Source organism: Sinanaerobacter sp. ZZT-01, from assembly GCF_035621135.1.
In the GTDB taxonomy this organism is placed as follows: Bacteria; Bacillota; Clostridia; order Peptostreptococcales; family Anaerovoracaceae; genus IOR16.
Genome location: NZ_CP141728.1, coordinates 830,331 through 852,114, shown reverse-complemented (window position 1 = coordinate 852,114; position 21,784 = coordinate 830,331). Strand labels below are relative to the sequence as shown.

Sequence of the window (21,784 nt, the reverse complement as noted above, 5' to 3'; positions counted from 1 at the left end):
CGTCACTTCCTTATATTCAGCTTATAGCCCAGCCCTTTAATGGTGATCAGGGAAACCGGTTTTGACGGATCTGTTTCAATTTTTTCACGAATACGTCGCACATGGGCATTCAGGCTGTTCTCATACCCGAAAGGATTGTCACCCCAAAGGGCTTCGCAAAGCGAATCTATGGAAACAATTTTGCCCTCATTGTGTGCAAGGGTTTCCAAAAGAGTATGTTCCTTCGCAGTCAGGGGGATAACCTCACCGGCTTTATGAACTTCGGCACGGCTGAAATCAACCGTGCATACGTCCAGCTTCAGGAGCTTACCATCCACTTTGTAGCAGCGGCGCAAAACAGCATAAACACGCAGTAACAATTCCTGGGCCATAAAAGGCTTTACGATATAATCATCGGCTCCCAGTCCAAGACCGGCCAATTTATCCGCAGCCTCGTCCTTAGCCGTCAAAAAAATGATCGGTACATCGGTAAAAGAGCGCATTTGCTCCATAAGGGAAAAGCCGTCTCCATCCGGCAGCATCACATCTAAAATTGCTAAATCAGGCTTTTCATTTTCAGCGACTGCGATACCTTCTTTCACAGAAGCGGTTGATACAGTATTTTCAAAACCGTCATCCTTTAAAATGGCGGTTACCATTTTAAGCAGTTCCGGCTCGTCATCCACAAGCAGGAGCTTTTTTGTGTGTAAAAATGTTTGATCCATTCCTTCACCTCCAACTGTAATCTATTATACCAAAGCATGTCCGTTTTGTGTGATGTTCAGCAAAAAGTAAGGTAAAAGTAAGGACAGGAGAATGTAGATGTCAGGTTGACGCTGTACCATAAGAGTATCGAAAGGAGATGTTCTTATGGACTACATGATTACAACAGAACAGTTGACAAAAAGATATAAGAATTTCACATCTGTCAACAGTGTTTCGCTTCATATCCGAAAAGGTAGCATCTATGGCTTTCTTGGGCCGAACGGTGCCGGAAAATCTACCACCATGAAAATGCTGCTGGGATTGACGGCCCCCACAAAAGGGAGCTTTACCATTGACGGAAAGCACTTTCCCGATGACCGGCTGGAAATTCTGAAAGAGATCGGTTCCTTTATCGAATCGCCCTCGTTCTATGCCAACCTGACCGGGCGTGAAAACCTCGATATTATCCGCCGAATTTTGAAGCTGCCGGAAAGCGCGGTAGAGGATGCATTGGAACTGGTTGGACTCACAGAGTTTGGTAATAGGCTGGCAAAGAAATATTCGCTGGGCATGAAGCAGCGGCTGGGACTTGCTGAGGCGCTGCTGGGTAGACCACCCATCCTCATATTGGACGAACCGACCAACGGTCTTGATCCCTCTGGCATCCACGAAATTCGTAATCTGATTAAATCTCTGCCGGAGCTCTATGATTGCACCGTGCTGATTTCTTCCCATATGCTGTCCGAAATCGAGCTGATGGCGGATGATATCGGCATTCTGAACCACGGTCGCCTGCTGTTCGAGGGCAGTCTGGACGAGTTGCGGCAGAGTGCGCTGCAGACCGGTTTTGCCTCGGACAATTTGGAAGAAATGTTCCTTTCCATGATAGAAAAGGACAATGCAGCCAGAAAGCAGAGGGTACAGCTATGAATGAACTTGCAATCGAACTGCGAAAAGAAAAGCGTACAGGAATAATTCCAGTGCTGCTGGCGGTTGGCATTCTGGGGGCGGCATACGCCTTTGTCAATTTCCTTGTACGGAAAGATACCCTGCTGAACCTGCCGCTGGCTCCGATGGATGTTCTTTTGACCCAGCTCTACGGCATGATCATGATCTTAAATATGTTTGGTATCGTAGTCGCCGCCTGCATGGTCTACAACATGGAGTTCAAGGGGAATGCGGTCAAGAAGATGTATATGCTGCCCATGAGCGTTCCGGGGATGTACCTTTGCAAATTTCTGATCCTGACCGTGATGCTTCTGGTTGCAGTTGCGCTGCAAAATCTGGCTCTGATGAATATTGGCATGACCGAGCTTCCACAAGGCACCTTTGAGATGGGGACACTGGTGCGGTTTGCCGCTTATTCGTTTATTACTGCCATGCCTGTGCTGTCTTTTATGATTTTAATCTCTTCCCGGTTTGAAAATATGTGGGTTCCTCTCGGTATCGGAGTTGCGGGATTTTTAAGCGGGATGGCCTTGGCAAACTCGAAAGTTGTTTTGCTGATGATTCACCCCTTTGTTGTGATGCTGAAACCCGCCGTTGCTATGAGCGCACAGCCAGATAGCACGGTGATCCTTGTTTCTTTAGTGGAAACGATCCTTTTTCTTGGGGCAGGGCTGTTGATGGCAAAGCATCTGCGCTATGAATAAGGAGGGAGGATTGAAATGAGTTTTTTAGAACTGCTTAAAATTGAATTTATGAAAGTGAAGCGCTCAAAGATTATTCCCTTGATTTTTGTTGCCCCGTTATTGGTGGTAGCATCCGGGATTGCGAATTTGAGCAGCTATTTTACACCGGAATATACGAATGCGTGGCCTGCTATGTTCATTCAAAGTGCACTAGTCTATGCCTATTATCTGCTTCCGCTCAGCATGATCGTCGTTTGTGTCATGATTGCCGGACGGGAAACGCAGAATAACGGCATTCTGAAAATGCTGGCTCTGCCGGTCAGCCGTTATACGCTTTCTCTGGCAAAGTTTTGTGTGCTGATGTTTTATCTTTTGGTGGAAATGGTGGTGTTCCTTGCAGTATTTGTTGTTGCCGGATTGATTGCAACAAACACCATGGGGATCACCGAAACACTGCCGGTCCTTTACCTGCTCAAGTGGTGTGCGGGGCTGTTTCTTACTATGCTGCCCAGCGTGGCAACCATGTGGGCTGTTACGGTGTTGTTTGAAAAACCGCTGCTGTCCGTCGGCCTGAATCTGCTCCTTGTCATTCCCAGCGTCTTGGTCGCCAACACGCCGCTATGGATTGTCTATCCATATTGCTACAGTGGCTATCTGGTGTCCTGCTCGCTGCACGAATTTACAACGAATACCGCAGGAATAGCCTTTAAGCTGTTTCCATTCCTGCCCTGTGCCGTCCTGATTTTTGCATTGGTGCTTACAGTGGCGGTAACACAATTTGGAAAGAAAGAAATGAGGTAAAAAGATGGAAAATAAGAAACTTCAAAAAACAAGTATGGCGGCACTGATTGTCAGCGTATTGCCGCTGGCAACCTTTATTCCGATTTTGCTGAAAATCACTTTGTCGGACGGAGTACGCAGCATTTGGGCTGGGGCCAATATTCTTTTTATTCTGGTAGGGCTTTGTCTTTCCATTGTCTGCGTGAAAAATAGCGAAAGCCGTAGTGTTTTAAATATCATCTCTACAATAATAAGTGTCGTGTTGATACTGATCGTGATTGGAATAATTATTCTGGCATTGTTTTTGAATTTTCTACAATAAGATGAATTGCTCCTTTGTCTAAATGTCAAATTTTTCGGTGAATTATCCGCCATATAAAAAAACGGTAGTTTGGCGGGACACTTTACATGCTTAAATACCATTTGAAACCCTCCAAACCCGTGAAGTTTATCACATTCCAAATGGAGATGCCAGTATCACATAGTATTTTCTCCGAAATATCGTAGACAAGAAATCTACGGAAAAATAAAAGCAGACATTGGAAAAATACTTAGAAATTTGTGTCAGCAAAAGGGCGTAGAAATAATTGAGGCAGAGCTTTGTCCAGATCATATACATATGCTTGTAGCAATACCACCTAAATTAAGCGTTGCAGCCTTTGTAGGATATCTCAAAGGAAAAAGTTAACTCATGATTTTTGACAAGTATGCGAATTTAAAATACAAATATGGAAATCGTCATTTTTGGTGTCGTGGATACTATGTTGATACAGTTGGGAGAATCAATTACAGGAAGACATCGCAAATGACCAAATAAGCATGAAAGAATATATTGACCCGTTTACGGGTAGCCAGAATAATTAGGCAAAAGAAAACGCCTTTAGGCGTAGCCTGAAAAATCATGCGGTTGGCGGGACTTTCAGTACGTCTTAAGGCGTTGCTAGTAACATGCCCTTATAGGGCTGGTACATACCACTAGTTCAACTAGTGATTTTGATTTTTTTATGATAGAATAAGGTAAACACATAGTATTTATATTTGCTTGATTTGCACTATATGGACAAGACTAATAAAAATTTACTTTAAAAGCATGAGGGGACAATTTGATTATTAAAAACGACAAGCAATTTAATATGTTTCCACTCATTTGGGACTAAGAAAGTATGTTTCAATATTACAACATTGTATTTCCGGGTATTGAGCCTTGTTTACACCAATAAAACTCGACAAATAAAGGAGAATGCATATGAACTGGGAGCCTTGGACAGGTTGTTACAAAATAAGCGATGGCTGCACAAATTGTTATTTTTACGGACCATACGCAAAACGCTACGGTCAAAACACCATACAAAAAACAGATAAATTTGATTGGCCTATAAGGAAAACTGCAAAAGGTGACTACAATATCAAAGGAAACAAAATTCTTGCGACCTGTTTTGCAACTGACTTTTTTCTTCCCGAAGCGGATGAATGGCGTAAAGAGATTTGGGCTATTATCAAGGAAAGAACAGACATTGATTTTTTAATTTTAACAAAACGAATTGATCGTTTTCTTATATCGCATCCATCCGATTGGTGTGCAGGCTATGACAATGTAAATATTGGGTGTACTGTTGAAAATCAAAAATTAGCAGACGAAAGACTTCCGTTATTTTTGTCCTATCCGATAAAGCGGCGTTTTATCGCTTGTTCCCCACTTTTAGAAGCGATAGATTTAGCACCGTATCTTTATGGGGTAGACCATGTTACGGTTGGCGGTGAAACGGGGCGAGAAGCTCGCGAATGTGATTATGATTGGGTACTTAATATTCGTGAACAATGCGTAAAAGCAAATATAACATTTTGGTTCAAGAATACAGGCTCACTTTTTAAACGTGACGGAATAGTGGAAAAAGTAAATCCATTTAAGCAAACAAGTATGGCGAAAGAGCTTGGTATAAATATTTCAGATGGAAAAAGATTGTTTTGACAGAAACGGAAGAGCATAAAACACCTTTTCTGCCATATTAAAGAAAATATTAATATATTGCGAAATTAAAATCTAGTCTAAGATATGGAAGTGGTGCTATTTTTCCGAATTTATTGCCCGCATCTATATTGACCGAGTGATACAGAAAAGACATATCCACCTTTGATGGAAAGCTATGTCTTTTTTTATTGTGGAAAGCGTGGTAAAATGAATTTGAATTCCCTTGTCATAGAAAGATAAACAACATATTTCTTGGGGAGCTCCACATTGAAGATTGTAGAGGCTGTATGCTTTGCTTTCAAGAAGGCGAAAGCAGCTGTCCCTGTCGAGATGATTTGAATGACTTGAAAAAGCGTTTATTCAGCGCTGACGGATTGATTGTCACAAGTCCTGTCTATGCATATCAAGTCACAGCGCAGTTAAAGCGTTTCATCGACAGAATGTCTTATTTATTAGGTTCAACAGGATAATTTATAATTTTTTTCCATGCTAGCAACTCCTTAAATATAGCAATAGTTACCTTAAGGTTAGTAAGTGAATAAAAGGCACTACTTGAATAAGATTAAGTATTATATACTGAGAACATAGTGAATTCAAATATTTCAGATGGGAGATAAAATTTTATGAACAAACAGTTAAGCGTACTTTATTTTAGCGCTACGAACGGTACAGCAAAAATCGTCAAAAGTGTGGCCGATGGGGTTGCTGATAGCTATAGAGAATATAACATTACCTTACCGGGCAACAGAGAGCAAGGGATTACTTTTGACTCTAATGATTTAGTAATTGTTGGTGTGCCTGTGTATGCTGGCAGAGTGCCAAAGTTCTTAATCGATTTCTTTGAAAATGTAAAAGGAAATAATACACTTGCAGTTTTTATTGCCGTCTACGGAAACCGTAATTATGATGATGCTCTTATTGAGTTAAAAGATGTCTTTGAGAGTAAAGGTTTTATTGGAATATCTGCTGGAGCTTTTATTGCAGAACATTCCAACACCTCGAAAGTAGGTACGAATAGACCTGATTCCAAGGACTTAGATAAGGCAAGAAAATTTGGTGCCGATATTAAAAACAAATTAGAGAACTTAAATAATTTATCGTCATTATCAAAGATTACCGTGAAAGGTAACATTCCATACAAAGAGAGAATGCCCGCACCGCCAATCGTTCCAGATACGAATGATGCGTGTACTGAGTGCGGCATATGCGCTAAGCATTGTCCAATGGGCGCTATCAGCTTTACTAATTTCAAAGACATAGAGCCTGCAAAGTGTGTGCGCTGTTGCAGTTGTATTAAGAAATGCCCTGAAAATGCTAAATCCATTAATCACCAGATGTTTATCAAAATTACCAACGGATTAATTGACAACTTCAGCACCGTTAGAAATGAACCTGAGTTCTTTATATAAACTCAATTTAGCTCTGCTACTGCATCTATTTTGACCTAATGACACAAATTTAAATCATGTATGAGATTATATCTCATATGTGATTTTTTATTATTCAACAAGGAAAGGGTAGTTGAATGAAAGGGCATGAACGTTGAAAAAGCATAGAAATTGACATTAAGACTTCACATTTGACAATAAATATGATATTATTTCATAAGTGTCTAATTTTCAATTGACGAAAAAATTTGATGCTTGTGGTATTTATATTAATTGGGGTTTAGAGTTTTTTTGAAAATTTTAAATTAGGGGTATGGAAAATGAATTATATTTTAGGATATGCTATATGGGCGATGCAGATTATTTCTTTTGTAGGTATTGCGTATGTACCGGTTGCCTTTCTTATGAGAAAGAAGCTGTCACCGCTTCGTCGTACAGCAAATTTCCTGTTTCTGTCATGGGTGATAGTTGTACTTTATGTTACTGTTTTTGGAAATATTGTTTGGGGTGTGACGGTATTTAGACCGGGAAACATTCCAGCAAATATAAATCTAATTTCCACGATTACGGAATGGTCAAAAAACTCGGGCAGAATTGTTGAGCAGCTTTTAGAAAACATAATTATGTTTATGCCAATAGGTTTTCTAATGCCGATGGTGGTAAAAAAAGCTCGTAAAATAGGATCGGCATTTTGCAGCATTTTGCTACTCACTTCCTTTATAGAAGTTTCTCAATACCTTTTAGGGACAAGGGCTGCTGATATTGCCGATATTCTTATGAACACTTTAGGTGGGATTATAGGATATGTGGTATTTCGAGGATGTAACTATGTGTTAAAAAACAAATCATGGTGGAAATCATTATGCAAATCCGATGCTCTTTCTTATTCAAGACAGTCAAATAAGGGTCATATCAACAACAGTAAAACTGCGGGAGCATATTTAGCTTTATTGATTCTTGCGATAAGCTCCTACGCACTCTTCACACATTTTGACAAGTTGATAAACTCTTCCTATTCTCAGATGAGCAGCTATAACGGTGAAAAGACATCGTCTAGTGAACCATATAAAGTTAGTCATAATGATTCTGATATGGAAATTTATCAATATACAGAAGAAGATCTTCAAATAGACCAAAAATTGCAGGAAATTCGAGAGCAGAATATTGAATTAAACCAACGAATGCTGGAAGAAGCAAAAGAAAAAGGGATAGAGATGCCTGAGGGTGCTATGTTTTTATCCTCTCCGGTCGATGTTTTGGGATATAGGGTTGAGCGTCCCTTTTTTAATGAATCCCAACTTCGTTCTATTTATAAAGTATATGAAGAGTATCTTTTAACCAGATATGATGAATTTGAACCTTATGATGAAGATAAATATACTTCAACCACTTCAAATGATCCACGCATCAGTGCTTTGCTTTATGACCCTGAGTCTGACCGTACAAAAGGGGCATTAAAAGATTATCAAGCCGATAATTTGTATGCCATGGAAGCGATGAAAAAAACAGGTGAATATACCACGATTATATTAGGCAGAGCCTCAGAAGAGGATAAATGGAAAGTAATATTAGAAGGAAGCTATTATGAATTACGACCACAAATTCTATAAAATGTATGATTTATTTGATACGGATTAAATGGATGGAGTGATCTCAAAAAGTCCGCGCAGATAAATATCACGCAGATGTTCAAATTATTATAGAGGAGACAGTCATTTACAGGAGATTGGAATGATCGGAACAATCGGGACGCGAAAGAAATTTGTTATATTTTTCATTATTTTACTCTTTGCAGCATTTGCTGTAAAGACAGCTATTAATCATGTTTATCCCGTTGGATATGAAGAGTATATTTTAAAATATTCTAGAGAATATGATATTGATCCCTATCTTTTAACGGCGATCATTAAGGTAGAAAGCAAATTTGATAAGAACGCAACCTCACATAAAGGAGCGATCGGTCTGATGCAGCTTATGGAGCCTACCGCATTTTGGATCGCGGAGTCCATGGGAGATGAAAACTTCGCAGTAGACAATCTTTATGATCCGGAAACAAATATAAAAATGGGAGCATGGTACGTCAACAACATTAGAAGAGAATTCAAATATACTGAGCTTGTTCTCGCCGCTTATAATGCAGGGCGGGGGAATGTGGCGAGCTGGATTGATGACTCTCTCATCGCTCGTGACGGAACGGATTACAGCGGGATACCATATAATGAAACAAGAAAATATGTTGAAAAAGTTCTATCAAATCAGGATATTTACAGAATCCTGTACAATATTAGCTAATATTTATATGCCGTGTGCGATATAACAAAAAAAGATAGGTTTATCCTGTCTTTTTTTGTATACAAAAACCTATAATATTGAATGATTCAAAAATCACAAAGAATTTGCTGCGGCTAACCCTTTTTGTTCAAAGTATGGTAGCAAAGGGGCTAGAGGCTCGCTTTTTTTATTCAATGACTGTAATTTTTTCTTGATTTGGAACATGGGGGCTACCAGTTTCTGTAGCATAGCCTAGTAAAATGCCAATGCCGCATTTGTACCCTTGCGGAAATTTCAGTCTGTGCTTGAATTCTTCCGCCTTGTCACCGGTAAATGCCATAGTGGCGAATCCGCAGTGTACGTTCGCGATGCCGAGAGAGGTCGCAGCGAGTGCTACATTTTGGGCAACGATTCCGCAGTCCATCCATTCCGCTCCTTCTAGGGAGGCTTCTCTAATTGCAAGGATAATCAAGCAGGGGGCATTATAGAATAGCTTGCCACCGCGTGCCATAATGTGTTCATATAAAGACTTGTCCTCCATGAGAGATAGAATTTTCATTCCCTCTGCTTCCATTTCACGGATAAGTGAATTGTCCTTTACGACAATGACTTGCCAGCCTTGACGGTTCATTCCGCTGGGAGCCTGTATGGCTGCTTGTGCAATGGCAGAAAGCTCTTTTTCTCCCAAAGGCTGGTCTGTAAAGCTGCGGCAGGAATAGCGTGTCGCTATTGTTTTTAACGTTTCATTCATAAAAATAACCTCCTTTATATAAAGAATATACACATAAGTAGATAATAATCTGATGTGGCTATCTAAACATTATAGCACACCCAATGTAAAAATATGCGCTCCTTTTATTAAACGCTGCTATTTTTCAGAAAGCAAACCAGTAGAAGTAAGATATTTCAAAAAAGATTAGAGATAGAAAACATTGTTTTGTTTAACATTTATGATAAAATGATAGGAAAAGTATTTTAATCAATGAGGGATGGGGTAGATGAACTATTATTATGTTTTTGGATTTGTATGTAGTATTATGGGGCTGATGGCACTAGAAATTTCTTCATTAAAAAAAGTGATTCGAGATTTACAAGAAAGATTGAATTGCTTAGCAAAATTGACAGATCATGAAGAATTATCTTTGAATTGGATTTCTAGTGAATTAAAAGAACAGGTAATACAGCTGACACGAGACGGAAAAAAGGTAGAAGCCATTAAAAAAATTCGGCAACAAACACAAATGGGTCTACTTGAAGCAAAACAATATGTTGAAAAATTAGATTGAAAATTCAATAGAAAGTCATGTAGAGGAAATTGAACTGATACATGATTTTTTATTTTGTTTACAGTGTTCGATTTCCAAATGTCCGATATAGCTACTTTTCAGCAAACACTAGAAATTTATAAATCCTCCGGTAGATTTTTGTAATGAATATTTCTTGTGAAATGATAAGAGACATGTTACCTTTGTAGTGTGGCATGAATGACCTATCCTTCATTGCAATTGAGTTGTACACCGTCAAAAGAGGGTAACGAGAAAATCTTAGGAAGCGAATGCAGTTTTAATCTTAAGATTTTATGAAAGGAGAAATGAACTTGTCTGAAAATATAACAAGACTAGATTATCAGGATAAAGAAATTATTTTAATAGGAACGGCGCACGTATCAAGGGAAAGCGCGGAGCTTGTCAAACAAGTGATCGAAGAGGAACATCCCGACAGCGTCTGCGTTGAGCTTGATGAAGATCGATATCATAATATTCAAAACCCGAAAGCATGGGAGGATACCGATATCATAAAAGTTATTAAGTCAAAAAAGGTAGGCTTTCTTCTTGCGAACCTTGCATTAAGTTCGTACCAAAAAAGGATTGCCAAACAACTAGATGCTCCTGTTGGTGGCGAGATGCTACAAGGAATAGAAAGTGCAAAGGAAGTAGGTGCCGCTTTAGTTCTGGCAGACAGGAACATTCAGACAACTTTTCTCCGCATTTGGAGAAAGCTTAATGCATGGGAAAAGTGTAAACTGATTGGCAGTCTGTTGTTCTCTTTTGATGATGACGATGAAGTATCAGAACTGGATCTGCAGGAGCTTTTGAAAGCGGACATGCTAGAGTCTGTTTTAGTTGATATGCGAAAACAATTCCCCAAAATTGGGGATATCCTGATCAGCGAACGAGATCAGCATTTAGCGGCAAAGATAAAAGAGGCGCCCGGTAAAAAGGTGGTGGCTGTTCTTGGCGGTGCACACGTTCCTGGGGTGAAAAAAGAAATCTATCGTTCACAAAATCTTGATGAGATTTTGATTGTTCCGCGGAAAGGGATTGCATCTAAAATTGCCGGATGGATAATTCCAGCATTGATTATTGGATTGATTTTCTATGGATTTGTTACTAATATCCAGACAGGGATTCAGCAGCTATCCGTTTGGGCACTTTGGAACGGCGGTCTTGCAGCTTTATTTACAGCGATTGCGTTGGGTCATCCTCTCAGCATACTCACAGCCTTTGTCACAGCTCCCTTTACCTCACTTAATCCATTACTGGCTTGCGGGTGGTTTGCCGGATTGGTTCAAGCAACCGTTAAGAAACCGACGGTTCAAGATGTACTCAATGTTCAGACTGATATCTTTAGCGTAAGGGGTTTTTTTAAAAATCGGTTCCTTAAGACGTTGATGGTTGTTGTGTTTGCCAATATCGGGAGCGGTATTGGAACCTATGTGGCTGGATTTGATATCATTAAAAATCTGTTTTGAAACTTATAATTTGGAAATACTAAAGTAAGATGATCCTGCTATAATACAATCTAGGCTCCCAAAACCAGCACAAGTTGTGAAAAGTTGCTTGTATGGGTTGAAATAGGGATTCCTGAGGCATAAACTGTGAATATCGGACATCTTTTGTGCGAACGGGATGACAGCAAATAAGGTGGCTATAATTAAAAAATAAATGAATCGTATTAGATAAAACTAACTTGACACTTAGAGTCTGTTGATATATAATGAACACATATTCAATATTGGAAAGAGTGAAGCTATGGCACAGGTATTAAAAGAGGAAATAAGAAAGCGCATCTTTGAAGCTGCTTTGGATGAATTTTTTGAGAAGGATTTCAAAACAGCTATTATGCGGGATATTGCCATACGGGCTGGCATTCCTACGGGATTAATTTACTCGTATTATAAAAACAAGCAGGCTCTCTTTGAAGAGATTGTTCGACCTGTTATTTGGAATTTCCCTGAGACTTTAAAAGAAGCAGAAGCTTCTTCCGACATGGGGATGGAAAACTATTTTAAAATTGAGAGAAAGTTTTATGTTAGTCTATTTGACAGGCGCAAAGAATTTCTTTTGCTCATGGATAAAAGTTTGGGAACCAAATATGCAGATGCAAAAGACAAAATGATTCACAAAATTGAGCAGCATATCCGGGTTATCCTACAAAAACGTGGCACTCAAGAATACGATGATATTTTATTTCATATTCTCGCAGCAAACCATGTGGAAAGTTTGTTGGAAATCATGAGGCATTATAAAAACCGGGAATGGGCCGAAGAGATGCTGGACTTAGTAAAAAAACAGTTTTTTCTGGGGAGCGATTCTCTCTAAGAAGCTTTCTTTTATAGAAGCTTCTCTCTTTTTTGAACAATATTGAATTGTGATTCAATATTGAGATTATATTGCGCAAATTCATGTTGCATAATTGGCCTGCAAAAAAAATAGGGATTCTCTCTTATTGCCTAAAGACAGACAAATTTAAGGAGGAAAATATGGATAAAACATTTGATTCAAAGAAACTATCAGAACAGGTTAAAGCAAAAAGTTTACCCTCTAATATTTTTTTAGGGGCAAGCATTTTGTTTGGGCTTGCCCCATCTATCATCATTGTCGTAATGGTTGGCTTTCTCATGAACGGAAGCTTTGATATGCGGCATTTTGGCATAAGTGCGGCAGGAATTACGGCAAGCCTGCTTTTAAAAGCACTCTTTTATGCGCTTTCTATTTGGAAAGCACATGATGCGGCCTATGGGACACTTACAGATATACGCCTAAATATGATTGAGCATATGAGGAGAATGCCCATTTCCTTTTTCCAAAAACGAAAGACTGGTGATTTGGCGAATATTATCAATCACGATGTAGAGCAGGCTGAAGTCTATTTGGCTCACGCAATCCCGGAAATTATGTCCTCTACTATTATTCCCGCAGCCATATTTGTTGTTGTACTGATTATGGATTGGAGAATGGGACTGGCTATGGTATCCACGCTCCCTCTTGTCTATCTTCTGCGAAAAGGCGTAAACAGCATGTGGTTCAGGCGGGCAAGAAAGTTTTCGGCTAGCAAACAAAAGATGTCCGAGGATTTGGTTGAATATATCGCAAATATTTCTGTGATTAAAGCTTTTGCGAAGGAGGAGCAAAAAACAAAAAATGTACTTAACGGCATTAAAGAATATCTGCGGTGGGTCAAAAAGTCCACCATTGGTGTTTCAATTCCTATGAGTATCATTACCATGCTGATGGAAAGCGGTGTCATTTTGATTATTATGGTAGGCTCCACTTTGTTTTTGGAAGGTCAGATTAGTGTACAGCAACTGATTTTGGCCTTTATACTCGGCGGCGTTTTTTCGGCCTCATTTTCTAAGATGGCAACTTTTCAGCATTATGGGATTGTATTTAATCAATCCATGAGAAATGTGGGTTCCGTACTGGGGGAAGAAGCACCTCGGCGCAGCAATCTTTTATCTGAGGCTGATGCAGGAGATATTGTCTTTAAAGATGTCAGCTTCAGCTATGACAAGGATAACGAGGTTCTATCCTATATCAATCTGACATTCAAAGAAAACTCGTTAAATGCCATTGTTGGTTCGTCCGGTTCCGGCAAGAGTACCCTTGCCAACTTAATTATGGGGTTTTGGGAACCTGACAGCGGAATGGTTTCTATTGGCGGTAAAAATATTGCAGATATGACAGAGCAGACATTAGCCGGACTTGTGTCAATGGTTCAACAGGATGTTTTTCTATTTAATCTTTCCATTGAGGAAAACATACGAATCGGAAAACCGGATGCGACCCTGGAAGAAATTATGGAAGCGGCAAAACGTGCTCAAATTCACGATTTTATTGTAAGCCTGCCGAAAGGATACGACACAATGGCAGGCGAAGCCGGAGTGAAGTTTTCAGGCGGAGAAAAACAACGAATATCCATTGCTCGCATGATTCTGAAGAATGCGCCGATTATCATTCTGGATGAAGCGACTGCTGCTATTGATCCCAATAATGAACATTTGATTCAAAAAGCAATTAGCAATCTTGGGAAAGACAAAACCATTATTACCATTGCCCACCATTTAAACACCATTGTCGGAGCCAATCAAATTATCGTAATGGATGCAGGGAAAGCTGTGGCAGCAGGTACCCATGAAGAACTGCTGGCAACATGCCCTCTCTATGCAGAAATGGTTGAGCAGCAAAACAAGGTGGATACCTGGCAGATCAAGGAGGAACTCGTATGATAAAGAATATTTTGGGGATGATGTCCCGTAAGGGAAAAGGTATGATGGCGGCAGCCATACTCTTTTATACCCTGTATGCACTGTCGGGAACAGCTATCATGGTTGTGGTGCTTGACTTCATCAATAAGCTTATTGGCGGCCAGACAATCAATCAATCTTCCTATTGGATTCTTTTGTTCTCGCTGTTGGCTGCAAAAGGAATTTTCAGTGTGATTGGAGATACAACAAAGCACTTTGCCGGATTTGATATTGTTGAGCAAATCCGTGGGGGCATTATTCTGAATCTTAAAAGATTCTCCCTTAGCTTCTACTCTCAGGAGCGTTTGGGTGAAATCAGCACTGTCATCCATAAGGATGTTGACAACATGGAAGGTGTTGTAGGTCACATGTGGTCCCGTATGGGCAGCGACTTTCTCGTGGCACTCATTTTGGGAACAGGACTTTTCATTGTTGACTGGCGTATGGGATTGGCCATGATATCTCTACTACCGGCAGGATTCTTAGTACTTGCAAACGGAATAAAATCCGGAAAAGCGCTTCAAAAGAAAAATCAGGACGATTTAGCCGATATGGTGAGCCTGTTTGTGGAATATGTAAAGGGAATTCCACTACTGAAAGCCTTTAGTGAAAGTGGAAACTTCCGGCAAAGCCTGAAAACAAGTGCTGAGAACTTTGGTGAAAGCAGCAAAAAATCAGCAAGATCTGTGGCAGTCTACTTAGGACGCTATGCGCTCTTTTTAGAACTTTCCTTTGCGATTATGGCTATTTTAGGTATTTGGCTGGTTTATCAGGGAAGCTTGTCTGTTTTTACCTATCTGTTGTTTGTCATTGTAAGCAGGGAGTTTTATAAGCCCTTTGCCGGAATGGAGGCTCATTGGACAAATTATCTTAAGGTTACAGACAGCTATTGCCGGATTTTAACTGTGCTGGAAGCCCCTGTTGTGGAGCAGCCCCCACAGCCCAAAACTTTAAAGGTTTTTGATATTGACTTTGATAAGGTACGGTTCTTTTATGAAGAAGGCGAATTTGAATTGCAGAATGCAAGTTTTCATCTAAAGCAAGGGACGCTTACTGCTCTTGTAGGACCTTCCGGCTCGGGTAAAACCACTATTACCAACCTGCTTTTGCGCTTTTGGGAGCCGCAGCAGGGTCATATCCGCATTGGTGGTATCTCCATTCAAGATATGGATTATGACGAGCTTTTGGGACACATCAGTATCGTCATGCAGAATGTCATGCTATTTGCAGATACCATAGAAAACAATATCAAAATCAGTAACCGCAATGCCACAAGAGAGCAGGTAATTACCGCAGCGAAGAAAGCGATGATACACGACTTCATTATGGGACTTCCTGGGGGATACGACACACGTGTGGGTGAAAACGGAGTAGGTCTTTCTGGTGGGCAGAAACAGCGTATTTCTATTGCCAGAGCATTCTTAAAGGATTCTCCCATTGTCATACTGGATGAAATCACGAGCAATGTTGATCCGGTCAATGAAGCTAAGATACAAATAGCTATCAGCAATCTTGCAAAGAACCGAACTGTTTTAGTTATCGCCCATCATTTGCGCACCATTCGCACAGCAGATAACATCCTTGTGTTTGAGAAAGGCGACATCGTTCAGTCTGGGACTCATAATGCCCTGCTTGCAAAGGAAGGACTTTATAAAGAACTGTGGGAATCTCAAGAACAGGCAAAGCAGTGGAACATTGCTGGTCTCAGACAATGTGGCATGACAAGCCCGGCAAAGGCGTTTTAAGTCTGCTCTTTGCTGTCCAAGGAAGACGCTGCATCCACAGGACACTTTGTACTTTAGAAAATCACTTGAAAGATAATCCTAAAACCCACTATAATTCGCTATAAATAGTAAGTTGACACGTTTTCACAAGAGAGCTTGTCAACTTTTTTAGTTTTAAAACAGACAGGAAATCAGATATAATAAAAAGATAAGTTGATTCTGACATTGAAAAGACATAAGTGATTGATATAGTAATGGTCGTTATGTAAGGAGGGCTGATTATGGAAAAGCTATTGATTGTGGATGACAATAAACAAATAGGATCAATCCTAGAAGAATACGCTAAAAAAGAAGGATATCAGACGATCATAGCAACGGATGGTGAAGAGGCGATCAGAAAATTCGAAGAAGAAAAGCCGGATATTATTTTGCTTGATGTCATGATGCCGAAAAAAGATGGCTTCTCCGTCTGCCGTGAAATCCGTCTTACCTCCAATGTACCGATTATAATGATTACCGCTCGCGGTGAAGATTTCGAAAAAATTATGGGCTTAGAGATCGGTGCAGATGATTATATTGTAAAGCCGTTCTCCCCGGGAGAAGTGATGGCGAGAATCAGAGCAATCATGCGCCGTATTGTCAGAGAGGAAAAACAGGAACAGCTTTTTATCTATGATAATTTAACGATCAGCCTGGATCATTATACGGTAATCGTAAATGATGATTTAGTGCCTTTAACAAAAAAAGAAATTGAAATTCTTTGGACTCTGGCTACAGCAAAGAATAAGGTCTTTTCTCGTGAGAATCTTTTAAACAGCCTTTGGGGATATGATTATTTGGGAGACGATAGAACAGTAGACAGTCACATTAAGCGGCTTCGTGCAAAGCTTATGAAATATGAGCACCCCACATGGGATATTAAAACAATATGGGGTGTCGGATATAAGTTTGGAGTGATTGCAGATGAAAAAAAGTAAAATTGCATTAAAGTTAAGTTTTAATTTTGCAGCAGCGCTCTTGCTGTTTTCCTTTATAATAGGAAGTGTTTTTCTTGTCCTATTTAAAAATTATACGGTAGAGGTTCATAAAAATGAACTTCAAAATTACGCAGAATCCTTAGCGAAAGCGTTATCTGACGAAGGTACTGATGGGTTTGGAAACCATATGGGTGGATATGGGGCGTATTTACGCTTTATTGGTGAAATTGCAAATACTGATGTGTGGATTGTAGATGAAAACCTTAATTTACTCACGGTAGGTAAAGGAAACAAAATGATGAATGGGCGATATAATTTTACCGATTTACCTGAAAACGCCAGTGAGTTGATTGATGAGGTATTGCAAGGTGAGACGACATTCAGCAAAGACTTTAGTAATATATTGTCACAACCTACCTTAACTGTAGGCGCACCGATTAAAAATGAAAATGGAGGTATTTGGGGTGTTGTACTTCTTCACTCTTCTGTAGAAGGATCAGCGGACGCGGTCAATCGAGGACTTGGTATTTTGGGCATCAGTATTGTTTTAGCACTTGCAGTCACTTCAATATTATCAATCATTCTCTCTTATTCTTTTACAAGACCGCTTTCAAGGATGAAACAAGTAGCATTGCGCCTTTCCCAGGGAGATTATTTTGTACAGTGTGGGATCAATCGAGAAGATGAGATCGGAGAGCTTTCTGATATTTTAGATTTGCTTGCCGCTCGATTGAAAGAAGCAAGCAGGCAGAGTGAGAAATTAGAGCAGCTGCGTCGTGATTTTGTCGCTAACATTTCGCATGAACTGAGAACGCCGATTACGGTTATGCGTGGTTCGTTGGAAGCGTTACATGAAAAAGTAGTAACTGAACCGCAGAAAGTTGAAGAATATTATATTCAAATGATTGATGAAGCGAGGTTTTTAGAGCGGCTTGTCGGCGATTTATTAGACTTATCAAGACTTCAAAATGCCGATTTTATCGTGAATCTGTCACCTGTTATTCTTTGCGATGTTCTTTCTGATGCAGCGAGAAGTGCGAAGCAGCTTGCGCAGGAGAAACAGATAGAGATTCAAACAGAGATGCCGGAGCCTTGCATGTGCATCCAAGGGGATTATGGCAGGCTGCGTCAAATGTTTCTCATTATTTTGGATAATGCTATTAAATTCTCACCGGAGAATACAGCGGTGCATATTTCGGTGATCGGACAAAGAGTTCTGATTCGTGATCATGGTCCGGGAATCGAATTACAGCATATTCCGCATATCTTTGAGCGGTTTTATAAAGCACAGGGAACGCAAAATAAATCAGGAACAGGTCTGGGACTTGCGATTGCAAAGCAAATTGCAGAAAGGCATAATATCAAACTATCGGTTGTAAATCATAGCGACGGCGGCGCAGAATTTACATTTGAACTACCTATGTCGTAACGGAGCAGACTCTTATTTCAAGAATAAAAATCAAGCAGCAAATCACATTTTCATGTGATTTGCTGCTTGATAGAAAAAAGGCGGACGTTAATACTTATTACTGGACGAAGCATCGTCAAAATGATCTGTAAATGCTTCCTCATAGGTAAAGTTCGTATTTGTATGGTCGATCAAATCACTGTAATCGGAAACATGGATATCCTCGGATTGATTCAATTTGAATCTTGCAATTAACTCCTTTAAAAGGTTTGATTGACTGGATAACTCTTCACTTGCTGCGGCACTTTCTTCAGCAGTTGCAGCATTTGTTTGCACTACCGCAGATATTTGTTCGACTCCCATATTAACTTGAGCAATAGAAGTTGCCTGATGGTCAGATGCCTTTGTGATCTGATCTATGATCTCCACTGTTTTAGCGGCTACTTCTGCACTGGATTCTAAGGAGTGTGCAGTTCGATTGGCAATGGATGAACCATTTTCAACAGCATAGATGGTTTCCTCAATGAGTGAGGTTGTGGTTTTAGCAGCCTCGGCGGATTTACCTGCTAGGTTCCTGACTTCGTCGGCAACAACTGCAAAGCCCTTTCCAGCAGATCCGGCACGTGCAGCTTCAACTGCAGCATTTAACGCAAGAATATTTGTTTGGAATGCAATATCATCAATGACTTTAATAATTTTAGATATTTCATTCGACTTTAATGTAATATCACTCATTGCTTTTAACATATCGTTCATCTCATCCGTGCTCTTCTGAAGCTCTTTTCCGGCTAGTTCTGTCATCTCATTTGCTTGCTTTGCATTGTCTGCATTTTGCTGAATTTCAGTAGTGATTTCAGAAATAGATGCAGATAGTTCTTCAATTGAGCTGGCCTGCTCGGTTGCACCTTGTGAAAGAGCTTGTGCACCATTTGCAACTTGATCCGAACCGCTGGCAACTTGATCAGCTGATTGATTCATCTGTAAGAAAGTAGCATTTAGGTTAGAAAGCAAGGCTTGCATATTTGTTTTCACCTTGGAAAACTGACCAACGTAATCTTTTTGCAATTCAATCATAAGATTGCCTTGTGATATTTTATTGAGTGCGTTCGAAATTTCATCAATGTATCCTTGGTAATTCATTAATTGCTGAATTGTAAGATTGAAGGCATTCGCAAGTTGACCGACTTCATCTTTTGAATTGATAGAAAGTTCTACGTCAAAGTGACCGTTTGCAATTTTTTGAGCCGCATTGGTAACTTGTTTAATCGGCTTTGTAATCTTCGAACTTATGAAATAAGTAACGGCAACTCCAATAATAAGGGAAATCAAGGAAAAGGTGACTAATAAAAATTTAATTGCATTGATCTCTTTTAGAATTTCACTGCTTTCAATTCCGACAGCAACAATCCAGTCGGTTCCCTCAATAGGAGCATAGGCAACAATTTTATTAATGCCGTTGTATGTATATTCTCCGCTTCCTGATTCACGATTGGTCATGGATTTTGTTAAAGCGCCTAATTCTTCAAGTGCCTGGTCAGTTTTGGCATCTTCAATAAAGTTTTCTTTACTTAAAACTAAATCTTTATTTTCATGACCCACCATAGTACCTTGATTATTTATGATATAGGCATATCCGGTTTCACGATAACTGATCCTGCTGGCAATGTCGGATAAAATTTGCCCGTTCTTTGTTCCGTAAAAGATACCGGAGACTTGTCCGTTTTTATAAACGGGGGCAGCGTAAATAAGTGCTAACTCATTTGTTGAGCTGTTGACAATCAGATCAGAAACAGCGATTTGACCGTTCATAGCGGATTTAAAAAATTCTTGATTTGCGTAATTAGCGGTTTCTTTTTTTGCGTCAAAGGCAATGCTGTTACCAGCTTTGTCGATAAATCCAAAGTTTAGATATCCTGTTCTCGCTGCTTCTGATTCGAAAAATGTTGATTTTTGTTCGAAAGAAGCGTCAGCATCAGTGAGCATTGGATTTTGCGCTAAGGCATCCACATAAGTAAGCTCACCGTTGTTTTCGGATTGAAGATAATTCGCCTCTTGTTTTGCAATTTCTTTTAGGTCACCATGAGTCCCGGTAATTAAATTTTTACTGGTCAGGTAAATGGAGGATATTCCTAAAGAAGATGTTAAAATTAGTATCAGTGTTGTAAAGATAATTATTAGCTTGCTTTTTAATGATTTCATGTCACAGAACCTCCTAAGTCTAATATTTTAATCATTGCCAATCTCTATAAACACTTATTACCCCATTTGTAATTCTTGAAACGAATTGTTTTTTTAGAAAATTGTAAGAAGATATAAATTAAGTTTAGTAAGTATATCATGCAAAAAATAGCGGGTCAATAAAGATAGACCAGAGTAAAACATGGTAATTTTTGTATTATCTATACCCTATAATTTTGTCAAAAAGTCTTTTTGAGAAAGTGTATTTTAGAGGAGGAATGAAACCACAATAAGATAAATAAACTATATTGACAGAGAACAAAATAAGTTTAGCTGAAAAATGCTAATAATAGATGCGAATCAAATAAAGGACGGGGTGATGTGATGAAAGTTGATTTTAAAATAAGAGTGTCGGTTCTGCTTACTTTTATATTGATGATAGCAGTCAATATACTTGCAAATGCAATTCCCATTAATGGTGTAACGACTGCTGAGGTAGCCGATTTTTACGCCAATTTGTTTACACCGGCGCCGATTACTTTTGCTATTTGGGGCCTCATTTATTTACTTCTTTTTGGCTACACTATTTATCAGTTTATTTATAAAGGAAGAAATATTACGGCACAGCTGATGAACCGAATCGGAATTTATTTTTTGATTTCGTCATTGTCAAATGCGGCTTGGATCCTTTGCTGGCATTATTTTAAAATTCCTTTCTCAATGATCTGCATGCTCCTTATTTTAATTTGTTTAATAAAGATTGCATCGGAGAATGCAAAAATGCAATTTTCTTTAAAGGAATGGTTTTTCATTCGTTTGCCTTTCAGTATATATTTTGGCTGGATAACGGTAGCGACCATTGCAAATGTGGCGACGCTTCTTGTTTATCTAAAATGGGACGGATTTGGTATTTCAGAAGTGATATGGACCGTAATTGCAGTTTCATTGGGAGCAATCATCGGTATTCTGACCATGCTGCTGTATAGAGATATGGCTTATGGTTTTGCTGTAATATGGGGATTCATTGGGATTTTAATAAAACAGCTGTCACCAAGCGGATTTCAGGGGGAATATAAAGCTATTATTTTAACTGTGTCTGTAGCCATTCTTTTATTATTCATTGCGGAAGTATACTTATTTCTTTCTAAACTTCGCATGAAAAAATAAATACAAAAGCTGCGACTGCTTCTCCTTTACAGAAAGATTAAATTGTCGTTTTTTGTCTTTATAATAGTTGACAGGAAAAT

General features: G+C 39.4%; 20 protein-coding genes and 1 pseudogene. 18 read left to right on the top strand and 3 right to left on the bottom strand.

What is annotated here, in order from left to right; all coding sequences use genetic code 11:
- Nucleotides 1-2 precede the first annotated feature (2 nt).
- Nucleotides 3-704, bottom strand: coding sequence for a response regulator transcription factor (locus U5921_RS04255; RefSeq protein WP_324825232.1), 702 nt, complete (start codon nt 702-704; stop codon nt 3-5).
- Between the two features lie 145 nt (nt 705-849).
- Here U5921_RS04255 and U5921_RS04250 point away from each other — a divergent pair, with 145 nt between their 5' ends.
- The 10 genes and pseudogenes from U5921_RS04250 to U5921_RS04205 all read left to right on the top strand — a co-directional run bounded on the left by U5921_RS04250 (nt 850) and on the right by U5921_RS04205 (nt 8,744).
- Nucleotides 850-1,614, top strand: a complete 765-nt coding sequence (locus U5921_RS04250; RefSeq protein WP_324825231.1) for an ABC transporter ATP-binding protein — start codon at nt 850-852, stop codon at nt 1,612-1,614.
- Entirely contained in the window at nt 1,611-2,336 is a 726-nt protein-coding gene (locus tag U5921_RS04245) for an ABC transporter permease (protein WP_324825230.1), read from the top strand. The genes U5921_RS04250 and U5921_RS04245 overlap by 4 nt, the downstream gene beginning before the upstream one ends.
- 15 nt (nt 2,337-2,351) lie before the next feature.
- Complete coding sequence (locus U5921_RS04240) at nt 2,352-3,116, top strand: ABC transporter permease (protein ID WP_324825229.1); 765 nt, start codon at nt 2,352-2,354, stop codon at nt 3,114-3,116.
- A gap of 4 nt (nt 3,117-3,120) precedes the next feature.
- On the top strand, nt 3,121-3,417 hold the full coding sequence (locus U5921_RS04235) for a hypothetical protein (protein WP_324825228.1): 297 nt from the start codon (nt 3,121-3,123) through the stop codon (nt 3,415-3,417).
- Nucleotides 3,418-3,576: 159 nt separating this feature from the next.
- Nucleotides 3,577-3,959 (top strand): annotated as a pseudogene (tnpA, locus tag U5921_RS04230) (IS200/IS605 family transposase).
- 382 nt (nt 3,960-4,341) lie between these two features.
- Entirely contained in the window at nt 4,342-5,064 is a 723-nt protein-coding gene (locus U5921_RS04225) for a DUF5131 family protein (protein WP_324825227.1), read from the top strand.
- Nucleotides 5,065-5,300: 236 nt separating this feature from the next.
- A complete protein-coding gene (locus tag U5921_RS04220; RefSeq protein WP_324825952.1) occupies nt 5,301-5,534 on the top strand; it encodes a flavodoxin family protein in 234 nt (77 codons plus the stop codon).
- Nucleotides 5,535-5,687: 153 nt separating this feature from the next.
- Nucleotides 5,688-6,473 carry an EFR1 family ferrodoxin gene (locus U5921_RS04215; protein WP_324825226.1) on the top strand — a complete coding sequence of 262 codons (786 nt, stop codon included), beginning with the start codon at nt 5,688-5,690 and terminating at the stop codon, nt 6,471-6,473.
- A 299-nt stretch (nt 6,474-6,772) separates the two neighbouring features.
- Complete coding sequence (locus U5921_RS04210; RefSeq protein WP_324825225.1) at nt 6,773-8,062, top strand: VanZ family protein; 1,290 nt, start codon at nt 6,773-6,775, stop codon at nt 8,060-8,062.
- Between the two features lie 121 nt (nt 8,063-8,183).
- Nucleotides 8,184-8,744 (top strand): lytic transglycosylase domain-containing protein, encoded by a 561-nt coding sequence (locus tag U5921_RS04205; RefSeq protein WP_324825224.1) that lies wholly within the window; start codon nt 8,184-8,186, stop codon nt 8,742-8,744.
- A 166-nt stretch (nt 8,745-8,910) separates the two neighbouring features.
- Here U5921_RS04205 and U5921_RS04200 read toward each other — a convergent pair whose 3' ends face one another.
- Nucleotides 8,911-9,474, bottom strand: a complete 564-nt coding sequence (locus U5921_RS04200) for a nitroreductase family protein (RefSeq protein WP_324825223.1) — start codon at nt 9,472-9,474, stop codon at nt 8,911-8,913.
- A 247-nt stretch (nt 9,475-9,721) separates the two neighbouring features.
- Between U5921_RS04200 and U5921_RS04195 the strand changes: the two genes are divergently transcribed.
- The 7 genes from U5921_RS04195 to U5921_RS04165 all read left to right on the top strand — a co-directional run bounded on the left by U5921_RS04195 (nt 9,722) and on the right by U5921_RS04165 (nt 18,380).
- Nucleotides 9,722-10,009, top strand: a complete 288-nt coding sequence (locus U5921_RS04195; RefSeq protein ID WP_324825222.1) for a ribosomal protein L7/L12 — start codon at nt 9,722-9,724, stop codon at nt 10,007-10,009.
- 311 nt (nt 10,010-10,320) lie between these two features.
- Nucleotides 10,321-11,475, top strand: a complete 1,155-nt coding sequence (locus U5921_RS04190; RefSeq protein WP_417765037.1) for a TraB/GumN family protein — start codon at nt 10,321-10,323, stop codon at nt 11,473-11,475.
- Between the two features lie 280 nt (nt 11,476-11,755).
- A complete protein-coding gene (locus U5921_RS04185; RefSeq protein WP_324825220.1) occupies nt 11,756-12,325 on the top strand; it encodes a TetR/AcrR family transcriptional regulator in 570 nt (189 codons plus the stop codon).
- 161 nt (nt 12,326-12,486) lie between these two features.
- Nucleotides 12,487-14,232, top strand: a complete 1,746-nt coding sequence (locus tag U5921_RS04180) for an ABC transporter ATP-binding protein (RefSeq protein ID WP_324825219.1) — start codon at nt 12,487-12,489, stop codon at nt 14,230-14,232.
- Entirely contained in the window at nt 14,229-15,995 is a 1,767-nt protein-coding gene (locus U5921_RS04175) for an ABC transporter ATP-binding protein (protein ID WP_324825218.1), read from the top strand. The genes U5921_RS04180 and U5921_RS04175 overlap by 4 nt, the downstream gene beginning before the upstream one ends.
- Nucleotides 15,996-16,255: 260 nt before the next feature.
- Nucleotides 16,256-16,951 carry a response regulator transcription factor gene (locus U5921_RS04170; protein WP_324825217.1) on the top strand — a complete coding sequence of 232 codons (696 nt, stop codon included), beginning with the start codon at nt 16,256-16,258 and terminating at the stop codon, nt 16,949-16,951.
- On the top strand, nt 16,938-18,380 hold the full coding sequence (locus U5921_RS04165) for a sensor histidine kinase (protein ID WP_324825216.1): 1,443 nt from the start codon (nt 16,938-16,940) through the stop codon (nt 18,378-18,380). Before U5921_RS04170 ends, U5921_RS04165 begins: the two co-directional genes overlap by 14 nt.
- Before the next feature lie 87 nt (nt 18,381-18,467).
- Here the strand turns inward: U5921_RS04165 and U5921_RS04160 are convergent, their stop codons facing one another.
- On the bottom strand, nt 18,468-20,558 hold the full coding sequence (locus U5921_RS04160) for a methyl-accepting chemotaxis protein (protein WP_324825215.1): 2,091 nt from the start codon (nt 20,556-20,558) through the stop codon (nt 18,468-18,470).
- A 363-nt stretch (nt 20,559-20,921) separates the two neighbouring features.
- Here U5921_RS04160 and U5921_RS04155 point away from each other — a divergent pair, with 363 nt between their 5' ends.
- Nucleotides 20,922-21,704, top strand: coding sequence for a tryptophan-rich sensory protein (locus U5921_RS04155; RefSeq protein ID WP_324825951.1), 783 nt, complete (start codon nt 20,922-20,924; stop codon nt 21,702-21,704).
- The last annotated feature ends 80 nt before the right edge of the window (nt 21,705-21,784 follow it).

What these genes read in the sequence shown, in the direction of transcription:
- U5921_RS04255 (WP_324825232.1), bottom strand. Translation starts at nt 704, where the DNA reads ATGGATCAAACATTTTTACACACAAAAAAGCTCCTGCTTGTGGATGAC.
- U5921_RS04250 (WP_324825231.1), top strand. Translation starts at nt 850, where the DNA reads ATGGACTACATGATTACAACAGAACAGTTGACAAAAAGATATAAGAAT.
- U5921_RS04245 (WP_324825230.1), top strand. Translation starts at nt 1,611, where the DNA reads ATGAATGAACTTGCAATCGAACTGCGAAAAGAAAAGCGTACAGGAATA.
- U5921_RS04240 (WP_324825229.1), top strand. Translation starts at nt 2,352, where the DNA reads ATGAGTTTTTTAGAACTGCTTAAAATTGAATTTATGAAAGTGAAGCGC.
- U5921_RS04235 (WP_324825228.1), top strand. Translation starts at nt 3,121, where the DNA reads ATGGAAAATAAGAAACTTCAAAAAACAAGTATGGCGGCACTGATTGTC.
- U5921_RS04225 (WP_324825227.1), top strand. Translation starts at nt 4,342, where the DNA reads ATGAACTGGGAGCCTTGGACAGGTTGTTACAAAATAAGCGATGGCTGC.
- U5921_RS04215 (WP_324825226.1), top strand. Translation starts at nt 5,688, where the DNA reads ATGAACAAACAGTTAAGCGTACTTTATTTTAGCGCTACGAACGGTACA.
- U5921_RS04210 (WP_324825225.1), top strand. Translation starts at nt 6,773, where the DNA reads ATGAATTATATTTTAGGATATGCTATATGGGCGATGCAGATTATTTCT.
- U5921_RS04205 (WP_324825224.1), top strand. Translation starts at nt 8,184, where the DNA reads ATGATCGGAACAATCGGGACGCGAAAGAAATTTGTTATATTTTTCATT.
- U5921_RS04200 (WP_324825223.1), bottom strand. Translation starts at nt 9,474, where the DNA reads ATGAATGAAACGTTAAAAACAATAGCGACACGCTATTCCTGCCGCAGC.
- U5921_RS04195 (WP_324825222.1), top strand. Translation starts at nt 9,722, where the DNA reads ATGAACTATTATTATGTTTTTGGATTTGTATGTAGTATTATGGGGCTG.
- U5921_RS04185 (WP_324825220.1), top strand. Translation starts at nt 11,756, where the DNA reads ATGGCACAGGTATTAAAAGAGGAAATAAGAAAGCGCATCTTTGAAGCT.
- U5921_RS04180 (WP_324825219.1), top strand. Translation starts at nt 12,487, where the DNA reads ATGGATAAAACATTTGATTCAAAGAAACTATCAGAACAGGTTAAAGCA.
- U5921_RS04175 (WP_324825218.1), top strand. Translation starts at nt 14,229, where the DNA reads ATGATAAAGAATATTTTGGGGATGATGTCCCGTAAGGGAAAAGGTATG.
- U5921_RS04170 (WP_324825217.1), top strand. Translation starts at nt 16,256, where the DNA reads ATGGAAAAGCTATTGATTGTGGATGACAATAAACAAATAGGATCAATC.
- U5921_RS04165 (WP_324825216.1), top strand. Translation starts at nt 16,938, where the DNA reads ATGAAAAAAAGTAAAATTGCATTAAAGTTAAGTTTTAATTTTGCAGCA.
- U5921_RS04160 (WP_324825215.1), bottom strand. Translation starts at nt 20,558, where the DNA reads ATGAAATCATTAAAAAGCAAGCTAATAATTATCTTTACAACACTGATA.
- U5921_RS04155 (WP_324825951.1), top strand. Translation starts at nt 20,922, where the DNA reads ATGAAAGTTGATTTTAAAATAAGAGTGTCGGTTCTGCTTACTTTTATA.